Source organism: Streptomyces lydicamycinicus, from assembly GCF_000829715.2.
Taxonomy (GTDB): domain Bacteria; phylum Actinomycetota; class Actinomycetes; order Streptomycetales; family Streptomycetaceae; genus Streptomyces; species Streptomyces lydicamycinicus.
Genome location: NZ_BBNO01000003.1, coordinates 621,997 through 640,643, shown reverse-complemented (window position 1 = coordinate 640,643; position 18,647 = coordinate 621,997). Strand labels below are relative to the sequence as shown.

Here is an 18,647-nt window from a genome sequence, read left to right as displayed (position 1 = left end):
TCACCCCTTTTCGATTCTTCGATCGCGCAGACAGGCAGGTAAGGGTAGAGATGATGCAGCGGAACAAGCTCGGCCTGATCGTCACCGGTGTGGCCGTCGTGGCGGCGATCGGCGTAGGGGCTGCCGTGGGGCTCAGTGGCGACAGTGGGGAGCAGGAGAAAAAGCCGACGGCGAAGCAGGGGGAACGCGTACCGGGCTTCTGTACGGGCGGCGCAAAGAATTGGGATGCGCGCGCGGGCATGTGCAATATCGCCCACGTCGCCGGATGCCAGAACCAGAAACAGATGATGGACATCAACAACAAGCTGGCCAAGGAGAACCCCATCGGGTCCTCCGGATACGACAGCGATACTCCGGTGATTCCGCTGCTCCAACAGCTGACGACGCTGACCGAAAGGGCCCTGAACCAGCCCCACGTCCCCGCGTCGGTCAAGACCGCCCTCCAGAAGCAAGCCGCGGACCTCAAGAAGGAGACCGATCTCTATAAGACGGATGGTGACTGGTCGAAAGTGGACCTTCAGCGTGGCCTGAAGCACAGCCCCAGCATGGCCTGCATCGACTTCGTCGCCGATCTGGCGAAGCGCGGGTCTTCCAGCTGAGGCACTCCCACCAGCTAGGCGCACCCGTGACACAGCAGCCCGCCACCACCCCCTACAACAGCGGCATGTTGAGCAATGGCGCCCATCGCGAGAGTGACCGCCTGGCGTCCATCCAACGCAACGTCGACGCATTCACCACCGGGATCCTCGACGGCCTTCCCCTCAAGACCTCCTGGAATTGCCTGGAACTGGGTGCAGGCGCCGGCTCCATCGCCTATTGGCTCGCAGAACGCTGCCCGGACGGACGCGTCGTCGGCGTTGATCTCGATACGCGCCACCTCGAAGCGGGTCGGGCCGCGAATCTGGAGATCGAGGAAGCTGACATCACGCACGAGGATTACGCGCCCGGCAGCTTCGACCTCATCCACGCCCGCTATGTGTTCTGCCACCTCCCGGAACGCGATGAGATGGTTGCGCGTGTCACCCGCTGGCTCTCCCCCGGCGGCTGGCTCCTCATCGAAGAGCCCTTTCATCTGCCGGCCGGTTCTTCCCCCTTCCCCGTGGTCCAGCGCATTCTGGACGCCTATCAGCGCATGTACCACGAGCACGGCGCCGACTTGACCTGGGTTCGCGGCCTGCCAGCCCTGCTGGCTCGCCACTCATTGACCGAGGTGGCCTTCGCCGGAAACCCCGGCTGCATGGGCGGACTCGGCAAGGACCGCTGGCTCCCACTCATCACCCAAGCGGCCCCCGCTCTTCTCGCCGACGATCTGATCACGGAAGCCGACCTGGCGGAGTTCGCCACCCTTCTGAAGGACCCCGCTTTCATCGACATCCCCCAGATCACCATTTCGGCATGGGGCCGCCGTCCCGCGGAATGAACCAGATCGTCTCGCCCCGCCCGCCGCGCCGTCGGGCTCCGGGGGGCCACCACAGCCCCAGCCCGGCGCGCCCCCGCCGCCCCATCGGGCACCTGCCGTAGCACGCCTTGCCACCGCCCGGGCGAAGCAGGATAAATGTGAATCATGAGCGGATTTTCGGGTGGTTTCCGGCGTTGGCTGCGCCGTGCGCCCGGGCGTTCCGCTTTTTCGGGTGGGGAGTCCACCGGGAGCGGTGGCGGCGGCCGTCAGGACGAGCGTTCTGCGGGGGCCGGAGATCGGCAGCACGTTCGGCCGTCCTGGTCTACGCGCAGCGTCGCCCGGGAAGTCTTTCTCCTTCAGCTGCTGCTCGTGGTGCTGCTCGTCGCGGCGGCAGTGGTGGCTTTCGTCGTGCAGACCCGGCGGGACACCATGACCGACGCCCGGCACCGGACGCTCGCCGCCGCTGAGTCCTTCGCGCACTCCTGGGGGCTCCAGGAGGCTCTGAACAGCAACGATCCGACCGCGAAGCTCCAGCCGCTGGCCGAGGCGGCCCGGAAGGCATCCGGTGTCGACGCCCTCATCGTGTACAAGCTCGACGGGATCACCCTCACCCACAGCGACCCGCGGCAGATCGGCAAGCACGTCATCGGCCCGTATGCGGAGGCCGCCCGGGGCAAGCCCTTCACCAGGACCTTCGAGGGCGCCCTCGGTCTCTCCGTGATCTCCGCGGCCCCGGTCAAGGACTCGTCGGGCCGGGTCATCGCCATCGTCGCCGCCCCGGTGACGGTGGAAAAGGTCCAGAAGTCGGTCAACCAGCAGCTGCCCCTCTTTCTGGGTACCGCGGTCGCGGCGCTGGCACTCGCCGGAGGAGGCGCGGGGCTGGTGAGCCGTCGGCTGAGCCGGCAGACCCACGGTCTGGGCCCGGTCGAGATGACCCGGATGTACGAGCATCACGATGCGGTTCTGCACGCGGTGCGGGAGGGTGTCCTCATCGTCGGCGGCGGCGGGCGCCTGTTGCTGGCCAACGACGAGGCGCGGCGGCTGCTGGACCTGCCGGCGGACGCGGAGGGCCGCCGGGTCGACGATCTGGGGCTGGACCGCCGCACCGCCGAACTCATGGCGTCGGACCGGATCGCCACCGACGAGGTGCACCTGGCCCAGGACAGACTGCTGGCCGTCAACAAGCGGTCCACCACCCCCTACGGAGCCCACCAGGCAAGCGTGGTGACCCTGCGCGACACCACCGAACTGAGGTGGCTGTCAGGGCGCGCCGAGGTGGCGCGGGAGCGGTTGAGGCTCCTCTACGACGCCGGGGGACGGATCGGCTCCACGCTGAATGTCGTGCGCACGGCCGAGGAGCTGGCGCAGGTGGCGGTCCCCCGGTTCGCCGACATCGTCACCGTCGAGCTTCAGGAACCGGTGCTGAAGGGCGAGGAGCCGAGCGTGGCGGGCAGCGCGCTGCGCCGGGCGGCCCTCGCCGGTCTGACGCCGGACCATCCGCTCTACCCGGTCGGCGAGCTGATCACGGCCGCCCCGGGCACCCCGGCGGCGACGAGTGCGGACCAGGTCAGGTCCATGGTGGAGCCGGACCTGGCCGGCTCCACCGCTTGGCGGCCCCAGGACCCGGAACGCGCCCGACGCATCCTGGACCACGGGGTGCACTCCCTGGCGGTCGTACCGCTGCGTGCCCGGGGGGTGGTGCTGGGAATGGTGTACTTCTGGCGGTCGGGGAGCTCTCCTCCGTTCGACGACGAGGATCTGTCCTTCGCCGAGGAACTGGCGGGGCGGGCCGCGGTGGGGATCGACAACGCCCGGCGCTATACCCGCGAGCGCACGATGGCGATGACGCTCCAGCGCAGTCTGATGCCCCGCGGCCTGCCGGACCAGGACGCCCTGGACGTGGCGCACCGCTATCTTCCGGCCCGGGCGGGGGTCGGCGGGGACTGGTTCGACGTCATCCCGCTGCCCGGCGCCCGGGTGGCGCTGGTCGTCGGCGACGTGGTCGGACACGGTCTGCATGCGGCGGCCACCATGGGCCGGCTGCGGATCGCCGTGCACAACTTCTCGGCCCTGGACCTCTCCCCCGACGAACTGCTGGGCCATGTGGACGAGCTGGTGACCCATATCGACGTCCAGGACGAGGACGGCGAGGAGGTGCCGGCAATCACCGGCGCCACCTGTCTCTACGTCATTTATGACTCCGTCTCCGGGCGGGTCAGTGTGGCCACGGCCGGACATCTGCCACCGGCCGTGGCCTACCCCGACGGGAGGGTGGAGTTCCTGTACTCGCCGGTCTCCCCGCCGCTGGGGCTGGGCACCGGTCTGCCCTTCCAGACGGCCGAACTGTCGCTGCCGGAGGGCTCCCGGCTGGTGCTCTACACGGACGGGCTGGTCGAGAACCGCAGCCGCGACCTGGACGCGGGGCTGGAGGCACTGCGTGCGGCGCTCGCCGGGCCGGACCGTACGCCGGAGGACACCTGCGCCACCGTCATGCAGTCGCTGCTGCCCGCCAGGTCAACCGACGACGTCGCGCTGCTGGTGGCCCGGACCCGGCGGCTGGACCCGGCACACGTCGCCGAGTGGGACGTTCCCCGCGACCCGGCGGCGGTGGGCCCGGTCCGCAACGCGTGCGTCCGCCAGTTGGTGGACTGGGGCCTTGAGACCGTCGCCTTCGGTACCGAGCTCATCCTCAGCGAGCTGATCACTAACGCGATTCGGCACGGCGCCGAGCCCATCCATGTGCGGCTCCTGCACACCCGCACCCTGATCTGTGAGGTGTCCGACGGCAGCAGCACCTCCCCGCACATCCGCCAGGCGAAGGACACCGACGAAGAAGGCCGAGGACTCTTCCTGGTGGCGCAGTTCGCCGAACACTGGGGCACCCGCTACTCCCCCAGGGGCAAGACGATCTGGGCCGCTCAGGTGATCGCCCCCGACGCCCTGCCTTCGGAGGAGGAGCCGTCGGAAGACCTCCTGAACCAGTGGGAGCAGCGCGGGCAGTGGTGAGGCCGTGGCTGCCCTGCCCGTCCGAGGACACGCGTGGGCTCCGTACGGGCGTGGCGTCTGCCGGCCGCCATGACCTGGCCGGGTAACCGTCCTGGCGGAAGCCTGCGAAGGGGCGGAGTAGGCTGGTCCGGACCATTGCCGTAGAGGAAGCTTCGGCCGGTGGAGGCGCTGCGGGGTGGCGCCGGACCGGCCGCGTACCGAGGCGTCGTCGGCGTGCGGGAGTGCCGAGGACGTCCGGTCGGCCGGCCCGCGAGGCCCCGTCGGCGTTCCGCCCCCTCCGGGCGTGCGCCGTCCTTGGTGGTGGGCCGCTGTACGGGCCGTGCGACCGCACCGTGTCATGGCTCGCCCCCGAGCCGCGTCCGCCACCCGCCCGGCGGACCGCTCCCCCACCTGGCCCTGCTGGAGGCGTTGTGGCTACACATCATCGGGTCCGCGCAGGCGCCCTCCTGTGCGGTCTCGGTCTTGCGGTGCTCGGTCTCGGTGCCTGCCAGGAAGAGGGCACCAAGCGGCCGGTCGCGCCCTCCCGGGCCGAGTCCGCTGCCGACGTGGGCGGGTCGGCGGCGCTGGTCAAGGCGGCGAAGCGGGAGGGCAGGCTCAACACGATCGCGCTGCCGCGCCAGTGGGCCGGCTACGGCAGGCTGATCGACGGCTTCGAGAAGAAGTACGGCATCAAGGTCGTCATCGACAACCCGTCCGGCCACAGCCAGCAGGAGATCGAGGCCGTCAAACGCTACCGGGGCCAGGAGCGCGCCCCGGACGTGCTCGACGTCGCAGATCCCTTCGCCCAGTCCGCGGCGCGGCAGAATCTACTGGCCCCCTACCGGGTCGCCCAGTTCGACCAGATCCCACCGGAGCAGAAGGACGCCGAGGCCCGCTGGTACAACAACTACGGCGGCTATGTCTCCATCGGCTGCGACGCCGCCCGCGTCAAGACCTGCCCGGATTCCTTCGCGAATCTGCTCCGGCCGGAGTACAAGGGCCTGGTCTCGATGTACGGCCAACCCACAGACGCGGGCTCGGCCTTCGCCGCCGTGTACGCGGCGGCGCTCGCCAACGGAGGGTCATTCGACAACATCCAGCCCGGCATCGACTTCTTCGCCCGGCTCGACAAAGTCGGCAACTACAACCGGGCCGACCCCGACCCGGCCTCGATCGCCAAGGGCAAGACACCGATCAGCATCGAATGGGACTACCTCAACCTGGCGCTCATCGACGAACTCCGCGGTACGGGCGTGGACTGGAAGGTCTCCATTCCCTTCGACGGCAGCTTCTCGCAGTACTACGCGCAGGCGATCAACAAGGACGCCCCGCACCCGGCCGCGGCACGGCTCTGGGAGGAGTACCTGTTCAGCCCGGAAGGCCAGAACCTCCGCCTCGTGGACTACGCCCGCCCGGTGCTGATGGCCGCCATGGCGAAGAACGGCACCCTCGACAAGGACTTGGCCGCACGGCTGCCGACGGTCGAGGGCACACCGCAGTTCCCGAATGAGGCCCAGCTGACCAAGGCTCTGCGCACCGTCCGGGAGAACTGGGCCAAGGCCGTCGGCGACTGATCCGTCCTCGTCGGCGGGATGAAGGCGAAGCCCGCTGCCTCCAGCTACCTGCTGGAGGGCGCGGGAAGCCCATGGTCGAGCGGGCCTCAGCTCTTCCGGTGACCGAAAGAGCATGCGAACGGAGGAGTTGAAATCCCGGCTCGGTACGATCGACGGCATGGCACAACACCTGTTATTCGTAGCCCTTTTCGGACACGGGCATGTCAACCCCACGCTGCCGCTGGTCGAGGAGCTCGTACGCCGAGGGCACCGAGTGGACTATGCGACCGGTGCGGAGCACTCCGAGGCGGTCACCAAAGCCGGCGCGCGCTGGGTGGAGCTGAAGCTCCAGTCGCCTGAAATCCTCACTCCGCCCCGCCAGTTCGGCCTCGAAGAGATCCAAGTCTGGATGCGCGGCATGTTCGCGGAGATGTGTGCGCAGTACCCCGTGCTGCGCGACTACTGTGCCGCGGAGTCGCCGGACGCGATCTGTTACGACGGCATGAACTGGCCTGCCCGGGTCGTCGCTGAAAATCTGGGCCTGCCCGCCGTGCGGTTCATTCCCAACTTCGCCTCGAACGAGGAGTTCTCGCTGTTCGAGGATGTGATGAGCGAAGCCGGCGACGAAAATCCCGTACTGGCCGCGCTCGTCGCCGACTGCGCGGACTTCGCCGCCGAACACGGTGTCACGCTCACCCCGGAGAGCATCCTGAACGGCACCGAAAATCTGAACCTTGTGTCCATACCCAGGGAATTCCAGCCCGCCGGGGACACCTTCGACGAAAGTTTCCACTTCATCGGCCCCTCCTTGGGCAGCCGGGAGCACGCGGAACCCTGGTCGCCGGCCGATCCCGAGTCTCCCGTACTGTTCATTTCGCTGGGCACGGTCTTCAACGACCGGCCCGAGTTCTACCGCACCTGCATCGAAGCCTTCCGCGACGGCCCCTACCAAGTGGCCATGGCCATCGGCGATCTGGACCGGGCCGCGCTGGGAGACATTCCGCCCACCTTCGACGTCCGGCCTTACTTCCCGCAGCCGGCGGTGCTGCGGCACGCCGACGCCTTCGTCTCGCACGCCGGGATGAACTCCACCATGGAGGCCCTGTATTACGGGGTGGGCCTGATCACCATTCCGCAGATGCCCGAGCAGGCCGCCAATGCCGGGCGCGCGCAGGAGCTGGGGCTCGGCGTGCAGCTGGACCCCGCGACGCTCACCGCCGAGTCGTTGCGTACCGCGGTCGCCCGAGTCGCCTCCGACCCCGCCGTGCGCAGCAATCTCGACCGGATGCGCACCGTGGTCAAGGACAGCGGAGGAGCCGTCCGCGGCGCGGATGTGATCGAGGAATATCTGCACTGAGGTCCGCCGCATGACGCCGGGGTGCGAGAGCGGCGCTCCGCACCCCGGCGTCCGGGCTCCCACGGTCTCGAAAGACTCGCGGACGCGCCGCCCGGTCACGGCCTGTGCGATCGGGCGGATGGGACGCCTGACGACGACGCTCGGGGGACCAATGAGGGCGTATCCGGCGGAGTGCCTGGCAAGGTAGAGGTATGTGCGGTCGATTCGTCTCCACTCGTAGCCCGCAAGACCTGGCGAGCGTCTTCGATGTCCCCCGCTGGGACCCTGACCGGGCTCTGGAGCCGAGCTGGAATGTGGCGCCGACGGACGATGTGTGGTCGGTGCTGGAGCGGGTGGAGCGGGAGACCGGGGAGATCACGCGGCAGCTGCGGCCGCTGCGCTGGGGCCTGGTGCCGTCCTGGGCGAAGAGCCTGAAGACGGGCGCGAAGATGATCAATGCCAGGGTGGAGACCGTCGCGGAGAAGCCGGCCTACCGCCGGGCGTTCGCCAAGCGGCGCTGTCTGCTGCCCGCGGACGGCTTCTACGAGTGGCAGACCGTCGCCGCCACCCAGACCGCCAAGGCCCACAAGCAGCCGTACTTCATCAGCCCGGAAGACAGCCAGGTGATGGCCCTGGCCGGACTGTACGAGTTCTGGCGCGACCCGGCCGTCGAAGACGACGCTCCGGGGGCCTGGTGGACCACCTGCACGATCATCACCACCGAAGCCACCGACGCCGCCGGCCGCGTCCACCCCCGTATGCCGCTCGCCATCGCCCCCGCCGACTGGGGCGCCTGGCTCGACCCCGCCCACGAGGACCCCGGCGAGCTACGCGCCCTGCTGACCGCCCCCGCCGCCGGACACCTGGCCGCCCGCGCGGTATCGACCGCGGTCAACGACGTGCGCAACAACGGCCCGCATCTCCTGACCGAGCCGGGCGACGACACCGGCGACGCCTGAGGCTCGGCCCCGGACACCAGGCCGACACTGAGTACGCGTACTCAGGCCCGTGGCCGACAGGGCTGCGCATACTCACGCCATGCACATGCAATCGCCGGGGTGCCCGGACTGCGGAATACCGCTGGGGTCGCCTCCGCCCGCTCGGTGTACCCGTTGCCGGCTGCCCCTGACCGGGCCGGATGCCTTCGCGTTGTGGCAGGTCACCGGAGAGCTGAGCGCACTGGACGCACGACGGCAGTGGCTGGCGCAGCGGCACGCCGAGTTGCTGGCCGCGCTGCGGGCACGCCGGGAAGCACCCGCGGAGATACCGGTGGCCGCCTCCGCGGGAGCGCCGGCGATCGTTCCCGTGAGCGGCCCCGCGGCACGGGAACTCTCCGCGCCCTCTGCCCGGACCGCGCTGCTGATCGTCGGCGGAGTGCTGGTGGTGGTGGCCGCGGTGGTGTTCACCGTGGTGAGCTGGGGCCGGCTGGGGATCGGCGGGCGGGCCGCCGTACTGCTCGCGCTGACCGCGTGCGCCCTCGCACTGCCCCGTCCGCTGCGGCGGCGGCAGCTCACGGCCACCGCCGAGACGTCGGCCGCGGTGGGGCTCGCCCTGGTGCTCCTGGACGGCTATGCCGCCCGGCAGGCCGGGCTCGGCGGTCTGGACCGCGTCGGGGCGGCCGGCTACTGGGCGGTGCTCACCGCGCTGACGGCAGTGGGTGCGGCGGGCTACGGCTGGTGGCAGCGGCTCCGGCTCCCGCTGCCCGTGGGATTGTTGATGGCACGACTGCCCGCCCTCCTGGGCACCGCCGCCCTGGGCGGAACGACCGAGGACTACGCGACCGCGGTGATCGCCACGGCCGCGGTGGACTTCGCGGTCCTGTACGCGCTCACGGCACGCGACACCGCCGGGCAGGCCGGGTTCCGCGAGCGGGTGGGTGGCGAACGGGCGGCCACCACTCTGGTCACGGTGGCCCGGGCGGTCGCCGGCGGCTGGGCGTTGCTCGGCGGGGCGCTGGCGGTGGGATACGCGGTGGTCGCTCCGTCGCCGGCCGCGGTGGTACGGGCCTGGGTGCCGCTGGGACTGCTGGTGCTGCTGGGCACGGTGCTGTGCCGCGGCTTCCGCGCTCTGCCGTTCGCACTGCGCGCCGGCGCGGAGGGCGTGGCCGCCGTGGCCGTGATCGTGGCCGTCGGCGCGGGCTTGCGGTACGTCACGCCCCCGGGGTGGGCCGTGGTCGGATACGCGGCACCGGCGGCGCTCATCGCCGCGTGGGCGGCGGTGTCCTGCGCGCGGAGCGGCCGGTGGGCGAAGCCTGCGACGGGTGGGCCGGCGGGCGAGCCGACGGGTGGGCCGACGGGTGGGCCGTTCGCACCGCCGTCCCGAGCCGCGGCCGCGCTGGGAGAGCTGGCCGCCGCCTCAACCGCCCTGCTGCTGACCGGTGTTGTGGTGCTGCCGAAACTCGCGCACGCCCTCATCCGGCCCGTCGCCCACGGCGTGGCGCTCTGGGGTGGCGGTCACCCGCCGCGGTGGAGCTGGCAGCTCGCGGCCGCGCCCCTGGTCGTGCTCTGGCTGTCCGCCGCCGTCCTGGCTGCCATGGCCGGGCTGCGGGCCCGTGCCGTCGGTGACGGTGACCGGCACCCGGACCGACTGGCGAACGCGCTGCGCAACGCACAGGCGCTGACCGCCGTTCCCGCGGTGCTCCTACTGCCGGTGGCGCTGGGGCTGCCGTACGCGTGGGTGCTGGCGGCCGCCGTAGTCGCGTCCGTCGCCGTAGCAGTGGACGTCGTGCGCCGGCCGGACGCCGCACTCCTACCGCGGCTCCTGGTACTGGCCGCCACCGGCGCGCTCGCTCTGCTGTGGTCGTCGGCCGACCGGGCCGCCGTGCTCGCGGTGTGGGGGACCTTCGCCGCGTCGGCCGCCGTACTCGCCCACGTCCTTTCGGCCACGGCCTCCCCGCCCGCTGTGCGCACGACGGCGCGGGTCGCGGGTGCCTTCGCCGTCCTCGCCCTGGGGGTCGAGGCGGTCGCGTCCGGGGCCACAGCCGGCCTGCCCCGGCACGTCACCGCGTTCGCGGTACTCGCGGTCGCCGTCACCGCCGCCGGTGCCGCGGCGGCCTGGCACCGGATGCCGGGGCGCGGTCAGGTCTCCACGGCTGTCGAAGGCGCCGGCTACGCCCTGGCGGCGATCGCCATCGCCCTGACGGTGCTTCACCCCGATGCGCTGAGCCTCGCCCTCGCCGTGACCGGGGTCGCGGGCCTGGCCGTCGCGCTGCGGCCGGACCGCCGCCGCGCCGCACTCGTCGGGACCGGCCTGCTCATCGCCTCCTCCTGGGTGCGTCTGGCCCTGGCGGGCGTCTCCTCCCCCGAGGCGTACACGCTGCCGATCACGGCAGCCGCTCTGGTCGTCGGCCACCGTCGCCGTACCGGCACACCGGGCACGGGCTCCTGGCCCGCGTACGGGGCCGGGCTGAGTGCGACCATGCTCCCCGGCCTCGCCGCCATGTGGAGCGATGAGAACTGGGTGCGTCCGCTACTGCTGGGTGCGGCGGCCCTGCTCGTCACCGTTGTCGGGGTCCGCGCGCGTCTCCAGGCACCGCTGGTCGTCGGCGGCGGCGTACTCGTGCTGGTCGGGCTGCACGAACTCGCCCCGACCGTGGTCCAGGTCTTCGGCCTTCTGCCCCGCTGGGTGCCGGTGGCCGCGGCCGGCCTGCTCCTGCTGCTGCTCGGGGCCACCTATGAGAAGCGGATCGACGAGGCCCGGCGGCTGCGGGACACGGTGCGCAGCATGACGTGAGGGCTACCCGGCCGGGAGACGGCGCGCTGCCGCCGACCCGTCGGCGGCTCTCAGAGGTGCCAGCTGATGGTCCCGTTGTGGGCGGACAGCACTACCAGGAGCACGAGGTCCACGGTGCCGAACAGCAGGCCCAGGTAGGCGCGCAGGCGCCGGATGGTCCCGCGGTGGAGTGCCGCGGCGCCGAAGAAAAGGGCGCACGGGCCGAAGAAGACGTTGAACACCAGGACGCCCAGCAGGCCGCAGACGAACGCGGCGACAGCCATCCGGTCGGCCTGCGGATGCGGTCCGGTCCTCAGGGGGATCCGGGCGGAGGTCATCGGCCGGCTCCCTTCGTCGTGCGGCCGGCCTTCCGGCGCTCCTTGGTGAAGAAGAACACCAGCCAGGCCGCGATGGCGATTCCGGCGGCGACCGTGACCGGCACCGGGACATGCGCCGCGGTCCCCAGCAGGACTCCGAACAGGAACAGGGCTACGACCAAGAAAAGCATGCTCCGCCTTTCCGTATCGGGGACGGCAGGGAGCCGGTGCGTCGGGTTGCCGACGCGTTCGAGGCTCCCGTGACGGCACCAACTGCGCCCTTGAAGCGGTGCCTTGGCCCTCGTACCCGGATCCCCGGCTTCTAACGGGGACCGCCCCCGGCGCCTGCCGGCCCGGGCGACCGGTCTCCGGGTCTCCCGAACCAGTCGACGCAGAGCACCAACAAGTCGTCCAGCGGTTCCGCGGCACGGAAGTCGGCCAGGTCGCGCAGTACGGCACGGGGCACGGCGGCTGCCGGGAGCAGTCTGCCGGCATGGATGGACCGGGCCAGGGCTCGCTCCGCGTACGCCTCCCCCTGCGGCGACCGCGCCGCGTACACCCCGTCGCTGACGACGACCAGCCGGTCCCCGGACAGCACCTCGAATTCCTGCGCCTTGTAGTGCGTCTCCTCGAACATGCCGAGCGGCATCTGGGGATCGAGTTCTATGCGCTCGATCACTCTGCCCCGCATCCGCCACAGCTGGGGCGACCCGGCGTCCACGGCCTGGACCCGGCCCGTCGCGAAGTCGAAGTGCAGCAGCAGGGTGGATACGTAGGCGGCTCCCCGGTATTGGGCGTAGAGGGCCTGGTCGGCCAGTGCCGCCTGGTCCTCGATGCTGATACCGGCCCGGCGGGCGTTGCGCAGCGCGTTGACGGCGAGGTGGGTGAGCATCGAGGCATGGACGCCGGTGCCCATGCCGTCGGTGACGGAGAGGGTCAGTTCGTCGGCGTCCGAGGCCCAGTCGTAGTTGTCGCCGTGGGTGTCGTGGGCGGATTCGAGCTGGGCGCCGATGGCGTACTCGTCGGCGGAACAGGCCCGGGCCGGGAGGAGGTGCCACTGCATCTCGGCGGCCAGGGTGAACCGGCCGATGCGTCGTGCCCGCTGGTAGACGTCGGTGTCGCGCTCGGCCACCAGGAGTTCGTGGCCGAGCAGACCGGCCGCGTGGACCAGGTCGTGGACCGCGTCCGGAACGGACCGCTCGGCGGGCAGCCGTACCGTGAGCAGGCCGGTGCGCTCCCCTCGGACGGTCACCGGGAGATGGTGCTCGACGACGTCTCCGTGCCGGGTCTGCTGGTGGGGCTGCCGGCCGTCGAACGCTCTGCCCTCGGCGCTGTTGGCGACCGGGACCGGCGCGGCTGCCGCCCCCACCGCACCGAAGGGGGTGAGCACCGTGGCCCCGTGGTCCGCGAGCAGCAACTCCACGGAGAGCGCTCCGTAGCGTTCGGCGAGCACGTCACGAAGCGTGTCCACCAGAGCGTGCGGGGCCGATGCCCGCACCGCTCGTTCTACCTCACGACGCTGAGTCACGGTCTCTCAAACATTCTTCGTCCGTGGACGAGGGCAAAGGCGGGGGCTGACGGGGACCGCGCCGCGGGACGGAACGGAGTGGCCGGGTGTGTCCCGTTACCGTGGCGGGCCGGACCGCCGCGAGCGCGGGAGGGGGGAAGCCCCTTGCGCCGTTGAACCGGTGGCGGCGCCTAGGGGTGCGTAAAGAGTCCTCCCGCCAGGAGGGGGCCTTGTCGTCACGGCCGCGTTCCCTTCCGGTGCGCGGCGGGCCCGGCGGCGGAGGACTTCGCGGCGTGGAGGCGGGGCTGGATGCGTTTCACGCGCGGCCTCCTCCCCCTCACATATGAGGGTGACCGCCCACGCATCGTCGGCGGCCACGCTCATGTTCTGACAGCGTGCAGCGGATCTCAGGCCGCTTTCGTCCCAAGCCACGCCAGGCGCAGCCGCCTTGTTCTGTGACGAGAACAGATTGTTGCCTTATGGCGAATGTTGTCAAACGGCAACTATCGCTTCTATCCTGGTCCGAGCTGGTCGCTTGGTCGTGTGCACGTCCGGGCCACTGCATTGCTCCAACCGTCAGCCCCTACAGCGAGGTTCACCGTGCCCCAGCCCAGAGGAGGCCGACCGATAGAGGGAGAGGTGGCCGTGCGGCAGGAGCGTGACGCTCTTGTCGTCGCCGTCACGGGCCCCCTCGATCTCGACAGCGTCGCGCCGCTGGAAGAGATACTGCGAAAGGCGGACGAGGACGGCGTGGCCCGGGTCGTCGTCGACCTGTCGGCAGCCCCGTTCGCCGACTCCACCACGGTCAATGTCCTGCTCCAGGCGCACAGCGCACTGGGCCCGGCGCTGCGCCTCGCGGCCCCCTCCGCCGCTCTGGAGCGGCTCTTCACCCTCACCGGGCTCGACACCGTCCTGCCGCTGTACGACTCCGTGGCAAAGGCCCTCGACGCCGAGCCGGCAGCCCCTCTCGGGGCCGACGGCGGCGATCGCGAAGGCTAACTCTCGCGCTGTGCTCAGCGCGTAGGGCTCCTCCGGCCGGCAGGTGTTCGCACCGCGCTCAGCAGCTCAGCGAACCTCTCCCCTGCAACAGCCAGTTGGCGCCTCAGCGCGCCAGGGCCGCCTGTACCGTCTTGCCGCCGCCGGAGCCCGGCAGGATCGCGACGTCGAGGGCCAGCGCGTGCACCATGGGCCATCCGAAGCCGCCGTGGCTGCCGGAAAGGTCGGGGTCGCGCTTCTGTGGACGCGTGGGGCTGGGGTCCTCGACACACACCTCGATCCGTTCACGGTCCGCGCGAAGATGCAGGGACGTGACGGCACCGGCATGCCGTAGCGCGTTGGCGACCAGCTCGGACACCACGAGCAGCAGGTTCTCGGTGGTCAGCGCGGGTGGCGCGGGGTGGAGCAGGGCAGCGAAACTCCGGGCGAAATCGCGGGCGTCCGCCGCGGAGCCTGGACGGCAGACGTGCTGCGTCAGCTGTATCGGATGGTCCTCAATCACTAGCCTGCGATGCATGGCGTTCTCCCCCCGCTCGTAGGGTCCCGTTCGCGGCGGCTGTCCGAGACGCGTCTACCCAGACAGCCGATCGGGAAAAGGACGTCTTCGGCCCGCCGCGGGGTGCGTTGCTCACGGCTGCCCTGCCACGGGCCGCCTGACCTGCGGGCTCTCCGCCCGGCGGACGGCCAGGGCGAGCGTGTCGTCCGGATGCAGGATGACGGTGTGCATGTCCTCCGCGACGGCGCCGGGGATCTCCCGCACCGGGCGTCGGACATGGGCCTGGGCGGCCTTGACGAGGCGCGCCTCACCCTCGATGGGGTCCCGCCGGCTCTCGGTCAGGCCGTCGGTGTAGAGCATGAGGAGGTCGCCCTCGTGCAGGGCGTCCTCCAGTACGGACTCACTCCCGGGAAGCGGGAATCCGATACCCCGGCCGCGGACCTCCAGGTAGTCGGCGCTCCCGTCGGCGCGGACGACCAGGGCCGGCGGGTGGCTGCCGTTGGCCAGACTCAGTGCGCCGGTCTCGGGGTGAATCCGGGCAAGCAGGACAGTGGCCATGATTTCGGGGTCGAACGGCACGAGGATGTCGTGGGTTCGGGCCACGATGGATTCCAGCGGATGGCCTTCGAGGGCCAGGGTACGCACGGCGTGCGCGACATTGAGCGCACTGCGGGTACTGCGCACGCCGTGGCCCAGCGCGTCCACGACCGTGATGTGCACCGTGCCGTCGGGAAGCAGGAGCCAGTCGTAGAAGTCGCCTCCCGTGGGTGCGTCCGTATCGGCCGGCGCGTAGTGAACGGCGAGCTCCAGCCCGCTGACCGTGATCGGCGGGGGCCGTAGCGCGTCCTCCAGCTCGCGCAGGATCTGGCCGTGCGCCCGGCGCAACTGCTCGTCCCGTTCCTCCAGTTGGACATAAAGAGCGAGCACGCCGCTGTTGGTTTCGGCGAGTTCGTCCTTGAGCCGGTGCAGTTCGGTGCTGAGGGTGTCGACGCGGGAGAGTGCGACAGCGAGATCACTTTCGAGCGCCGCGATCTCCGCCTCGTACGCCTCGGCGGCCGCCCCCTCGCGGGTACGGGCCGGGGCTGAGGCAGTTCCCCGGTGCGCGGGCAGCACGGCGGAGAGCGGCGGGCCCTCCCCTTCGCTGAGAGGGAGGTGCCAGGCAACGGTGCCCTCGGGCGTGGACTGGCCGGGCAGCGGCAAGTCGGCCGGGCTCGGTGCCGCCGCTGTCGGCCCGGCGTGCAGCGTCACGGCCAGCAGGGTTTCTCCGCCTGGCGCGGTGCGCTCAACGGCCTCCAGCCGAACCGGACCGCCGGCGTCGAGGGCGGCCGTGGCCATCCGGGACACGGAGAGCAGCAGCCGCGCTCCGTTCTGGGACGGAAGGCGGTGCGCCTCGCAGATTCCCCGGACGGCGCGGCGCAGGCTCGGCAGGGTGTGGAAGGTGTGGGGGCTCACGGGAGTCTCTGGCTGGGTCGGGCGGCGATCACGGTCGCATCGTCGCGGCTGAGGCGGTGGCTGTGGGCGAGGGACGCGGCGAGGAGGAGCGGCGGCAGCCGGTGCACGAAGGCCGAGGGCGACCGGGCCCATCGCTGGTCGATGCCGTCGGAGTGGAGCACGGCGGTGGCGCCGGGCGGGACGGGAAAGGACCGCACCTGAGGCGTCGCCATGTTCAGACCGGCTATACCGGGCTGGCCGGTCAGGCGGTGGCCCACGTCGAGCGGCGTCAGCGTCAGGACCCGTACGTTGCCGATACCGCTGTACTCCGCCCGGCCGGGGTGCAGGCGCAGCAGCCCCACCGCCGCGCCCCGGGTGCGGCGCAGCGCTCGGTGCAGGGCGGTGAGGAGTTCGGGCAGCGGAAGGTCCGGGGCCCGGTGGAAGGAACGTATGGCCGTCTGCGCGGCCTCGGCCGCTTGAGGGCCGTGCCCGAGGCCGTCGACCACGATCGCGGTGCGGGCGGTGCCCTGATCGACGACGGCGCAGGCGTCGCCGCTGAGTTGCTCGCGGTCCGCGGGCAGGCAGATGGCTCCCACTTCCTGGTCGGCCGGGTGGGTGGCGTCGGGCCCGGTGAGGCGCGCGCAGACGAGGGTGCCGGCCCCGGGCTGCGTACGGATGGTGAGGGCGGTTGCTATCCGCTTCACGGCGCCCAGCCCGGCCCCGAGGGTGTTGCTGGTGGTGTAGCCGTCGGCGAGGCACTGCTGGAGTGCGTCGATGCCGGGACCGCGGTCCGCCGCGACGATCTCCATCCCGCCGCCCAGCGGCAGGGGCTGGATGAACAGCGAGCCGCTGCTCGCGTGTTTGGCCAGGTTGCTGGCCAGTTCCGAGGCGATGACGGCGGCCTGGTCGGGCAGGGCGCCCGGCAGGCGGCAGCGCCCGGCCACCGTACGGGCGGTCTCGGCGGCAAGATGGACGGCGCTGTAGTGGTCCACGGCGATGTGTGCCGTCGGCAAGGTCTCGGGGGAAGTCACCGCCCCGCCCATCGCGTGGCGATCACGGTCGTGCCCTGTCCGGGCACGGTGTGCAGTTCGAAGTCGTTCATCAGGCGTCGGGCGCCCCCCAGGCCGTGACCCAGTCCCGCGCCGGTGGTGAAGCCGTCGGCCAGCGCCGCGTCGGTGTCCACGATGCCGGGGCCCTCGTCCTTGACCGTCAGCCGCAGCCCGGCGTTTCCGCCCAGTGTCAGCTGGTCGATCGTCACTATTCCCCCTCCGCCGTGGATGTAGGCGTTGCGGGCCAGCTCGCTGGCGGCGGTGACCACCCGGGTCTGGTCCACGATGCTGAATCCGGCACGCAGGGTGGCCGCCCGCACAGCGTGGCGGACGGTCAACAGGTCTTCTTCGGTGCGCACGTGGTGGACCGTCCGCTCCGTGTGCGCCGCACGCCCGGCGGCTTCGGACGCCGTGGGGGCGAAAGTCACCGTGTGGTCAGTGTTCCGGGCGGAACTCACCCAGGCCCCCTCCGGACGGTTGCAGGCTCTGACGCCAGCCCATCGCAGCCATCGCCTGCTCGGCGTTGAGTGCCGTCTCCACCCCGGTGAGCTGGATGCCCAGCTCGACGAGGGTGATGGCGACCGGCGGCCGCATGCCGGCGACGATCACCCGGGCGCCCAGCAGCCGCGCCATGGTGGTCAGCTCCATCAACGTACGGGCCACGAAGGAATCGACGATCTCCAGCCGGGAGATGTCGATGAGCACACCACGGGCTCCGTCGCTGCTGATCCGGCTGGTGAGCTCCTCGGTGAACGCCACGGCGGTCTTGTCGTCGAGTTCGTTGAGGAGGCCCGTGACCAGCACGTCCCCCAGACGCAGGATCGGGACTCCGCCCGAGGCCGGCGTGCTCATCGCTTGTCCAGCGGCGCGTGGTCCGAAGCGGCGGCGTCGGTGAGCTTCACGGCTTCTCCGAGGGCGTCGGCGAGGGTGGCGCGAGTCAGGATCGTCGACAAATCGATCCCGAGCTGCGCGATGGTCTGGGCGATGGGCGGCCGGATGCCGCTGATGACGCAGTCCGCGCCCATCAGACGCACCGCGTTGACGGTGTGCATCAGGTGCTGGGCGACAGCGGTGTCGACGGTGGGCACACCGGTGATGTCGATGATGGCGACCAGCGCCTCGTGCTCCTGGATGGCCTGGAGAAGGTTCTCCATCACGACCTGCGTGCGTGCGGTGTCGAGCGTGCCGATCAGCGGGACGGCCAGGACCTGGCGCCACAGCCTGACGACCGGGGTGGACACCTCCAGCAGCTGCTGGCTCTGCCGGCGGATGATCTCCTCGCGGCCCTCGACGAAGGTCTCGAACGAGAGCGCACCGGCGCTGTCCAGCAGGCGGTTGATCAGCACCGCGCTGGGGAAGAGGTCGTCCCCCTCGCGGGTCCGCCGCTGGACGGCCTCCAGCAGAGCTTCCTTGAGGGACAGCACCGCCAGGGAGGTCGCGGTGGGCGAAACGCCCCTGCGGGCACGGCGCATGGAGATCTCGGACACCGTCCGGTGCATCTCCTCGTGCGAAGTGACCACGCGCTCGACCGGGAGCCCGAGATCCAGACCGGACAGCAGGGCACCGACCAGGGCGTCGGCCTCCTCGCCGAGCTCGGCCTCGCTCACCTCCCCGTCCAGCGACGGCTGCGCCAGCTGCAACTGCACCCAACGGTCCGAGATCTCATCGGCCTCTTCGCGCAGCACGCTCGTGACACGCTCGCGTGCGGCAGCTTCAGCGGAAACCAACTCTTCGTCCTTTCGGTCCGGCCGACCCGTGGTGACCGTCGGACTGCTCGCCCGACGGGGCGGCCGGGCCGAGCCGCGCTCGTCAATAGTTGCCTTCCGGCAAATATTATCGAGCGCGATCAAGCCCGGTAACCCACGGG

Annotated in this window: 17 protein-coding genes; 8 read left to right on the top strand and 9 right to left on the bottom strand. The window is 71.0% G+C overall.

Annotated features, from left to right (window positions below; all coding sequences use genetic code 11):
* The first annotated feature begins 50 nt into the window (after positions 1-50).
* The 7 genes from TU31_RS11760 to TU31_RS11730 all read left to right on the top strand — a co-directional run bounded on the left by TU31_RS11760 (position 51) and on the right by TU31_RS11730 (position 11,005).
* Complete coding sequence (locus TU31_RS11760; RefSeq protein ID WP_042153088.1) at positions 51-599, top strand: hypothetical protein; 549 nt, start codon at positions 51-53, stop codon at positions 597-599.
* Between the two features lie 26 nt (positions 600-625).
* Positions 626-1,420, top strand: a complete 795-nt coding sequence (locus TU31_RS11755) for a class I SAM-dependent methyltransferase (RefSeq protein ID WP_245698500.1) — start codon at positions 626-628, stop codon at positions 1,418-1,420.
* A gap of 144 nt (positions 1,421-1,564) precedes the next feature.
* Positions 1,565-4,405: a SpoIIE family protein phosphatase gene (locus TU31_RS11750; RefSeq protein WP_078885710.1), complete on the top strand. Its 2,841-nt coding sequence runs from the start codon at positions 1,565-1,567 to the stop codon at positions 4,403-4,405.
* 410 nt (positions 4,406-4,815) lie between these two features.
* The gene (locus TU31_RS11745) at positions 4,816-5,958 is read left to right on the top strand and encodes an ABC transporter substrate-binding protein (RefSeq protein WP_078885709.1); all 1,143 of its coding nucleotides are present in this window, start codon (positions 4,816-4,818) and stop codon (positions 5,956-5,958) included.
* Positions 5,959-6,115: 157 nt separating this feature from the next.
* On the top strand, positions 6,116-7,294 hold the full coding sequence (locus tag TU31_RS11740; protein WP_042153835.1) for a macrolide family glycosyltransferase: 1,179 nt from the start codon (positions 6,116-6,118) through the stop codon (positions 7,292-7,294).
* Positions 7,295-7,485: 191 nt separating this feature from the next.
* Complete coding sequence (locus TU31_RS11735; RefSeq protein WP_042153085.1) at positions 7,486-8,232, top strand: SOS response-associated peptidase; 747 nt, start codon at positions 7,486-7,488, stop codon at positions 8,230-8,232.
* Between the two features lie 190 nt (positions 8,233-8,422).
* Complete coding sequence (locus TU31_RS11730) at positions 8,423-11,005, top strand: SCO7613 C-terminal domain-containing membrane protein (protein ID WP_042153082.1); 2,583 nt, start codon at positions 8,423-8,425, stop codon at positions 11,003-11,005.
* A gap of 50 nt (positions 11,006-11,055) precedes the next feature.
* On the opposite strand, the gene TU31_RS11725 is transcribed toward TU31_RS11730, so the two are convergent.
* The 3 genes from TU31_RS11725 to TU31_RS11715 all read right to left on the bottom strand — a co-directional run bounded on the left by TU31_RS11725 (position 11,056) and on the right by TU31_RS11715 (position 12,772).
* Complete coding sequence (locus TU31_RS11725; RefSeq protein WP_042153079.1) at positions 11,056-11,322, bottom strand: hypothetical protein; 267 nt, start codon at positions 11,320-11,322, stop codon at positions 11,056-11,058.
* Positions 11,319-11,492 (bottom strand): hypothetical protein, encoded by a 174-nt coding sequence (locus tag TU31_RS39100; RefSeq protein WP_042153077.1) that lies wholly within the window; start codon positions 11,490-11,492, stop codon positions 11,319-11,321. Before TU31_RS39100 ends, TU31_RS11725 begins: the two co-directional genes overlap by 4 nt.
* Before the next feature lie 131 nt (positions 11,493-11,623).
* A complete protein-coding gene (locus TU31_RS11715; RefSeq protein ID WP_370682721.1) occupies positions 11,624-12,772 on the bottom strand; it encodes a PP2C family protein-serine/threonine phosphatase in 1,149 nt (382 codons plus the stop codon).
* 681 nt (positions 12,773-13,453) lie between these two features.
* On the opposite strand from TU31_RS11715, the gene TU31_RS11710 reads away from it, so the two are divergent.
* On the top strand, positions 13,454-13,807 hold the full coding sequence (locus tag TU31_RS11710) for an STAS domain-containing protein (RefSeq protein ID WP_245698499.1): 354 nt from the start codon (positions 13,454-13,456) through the stop codon (positions 13,805-13,807).
* A gap of 103 nt (positions 13,808-13,910) precedes the next feature.
* Here TU31_RS11710 and TU31_RS11705 read toward each other — a convergent pair whose 3' ends face one another.
* From TU31_RS11705 to TU31_RS11680, 6 genes are all read right to left on the bottom strand, one after another.
* A complete protein-coding gene (locus TU31_RS11705; RefSeq protein ID WP_042153074.1) occupies positions 13,911-14,321 on the bottom strand; it encodes an ATP-binding protein in 411 nt (136 codons plus the stop codon).
* A gap of 111 nt (positions 14,322-14,432) precedes the next feature.
* Complete coding sequence (locus TU31_RS11700; protein WP_042153072.1) at positions 14,433-15,752, bottom strand: PP2C family protein-serine/threonine phosphatase; 1,320 nt, start codon at positions 15,750-15,752, stop codon at positions 14,433-14,435.
* The gene (locus TU31_RS11695) at positions 15,749-16,762 is read right to left on the bottom strand and encodes a SpoIIE family protein phosphatase (protein ID WP_306304255.1); all 1,014 of its coding nucleotides are present in this window, start codon (positions 16,760-16,762) and stop codon (positions 15,749-15,751) included. The genes TU31_RS11700 and TU31_RS11695 overlap by 4 nt, the downstream gene beginning before the upstream one ends.
* Positions 16,759-17,208, bottom strand: coding sequence for an ATP-binding protein (locus tag TU31_RS11690; protein WP_042153831.1), 450 nt, complete (start codon positions 17,206-17,208; stop codon positions 16,759-16,761). The genes TU31_RS11695 and TU31_RS11690 overlap by 4 nt, the downstream gene beginning before the upstream one ends.
* Positions 17,209-17,215: 7 nt before the next feature.
* On the bottom strand, positions 17,216-17,632 hold the full coding sequence (locus TU31_RS11685; RefSeq protein WP_042153066.1) for an STAS domain-containing protein: 417 nt from the start codon (positions 17,630-17,632) through the stop codon (positions 17,216-17,218).
* Entirely contained in the window at positions 17,629-18,507 is an 879-nt protein-coding gene (locus TU31_RS11680) for an STAS domain-containing protein (protein ID WP_042153063.1), read from the bottom strand. Before TU31_RS11680 ends, TU31_RS11685 begins: the two co-directional genes overlap by 4 nt.
* Positions 18,508-18,647: the final 140 nt, after the last annotated feature.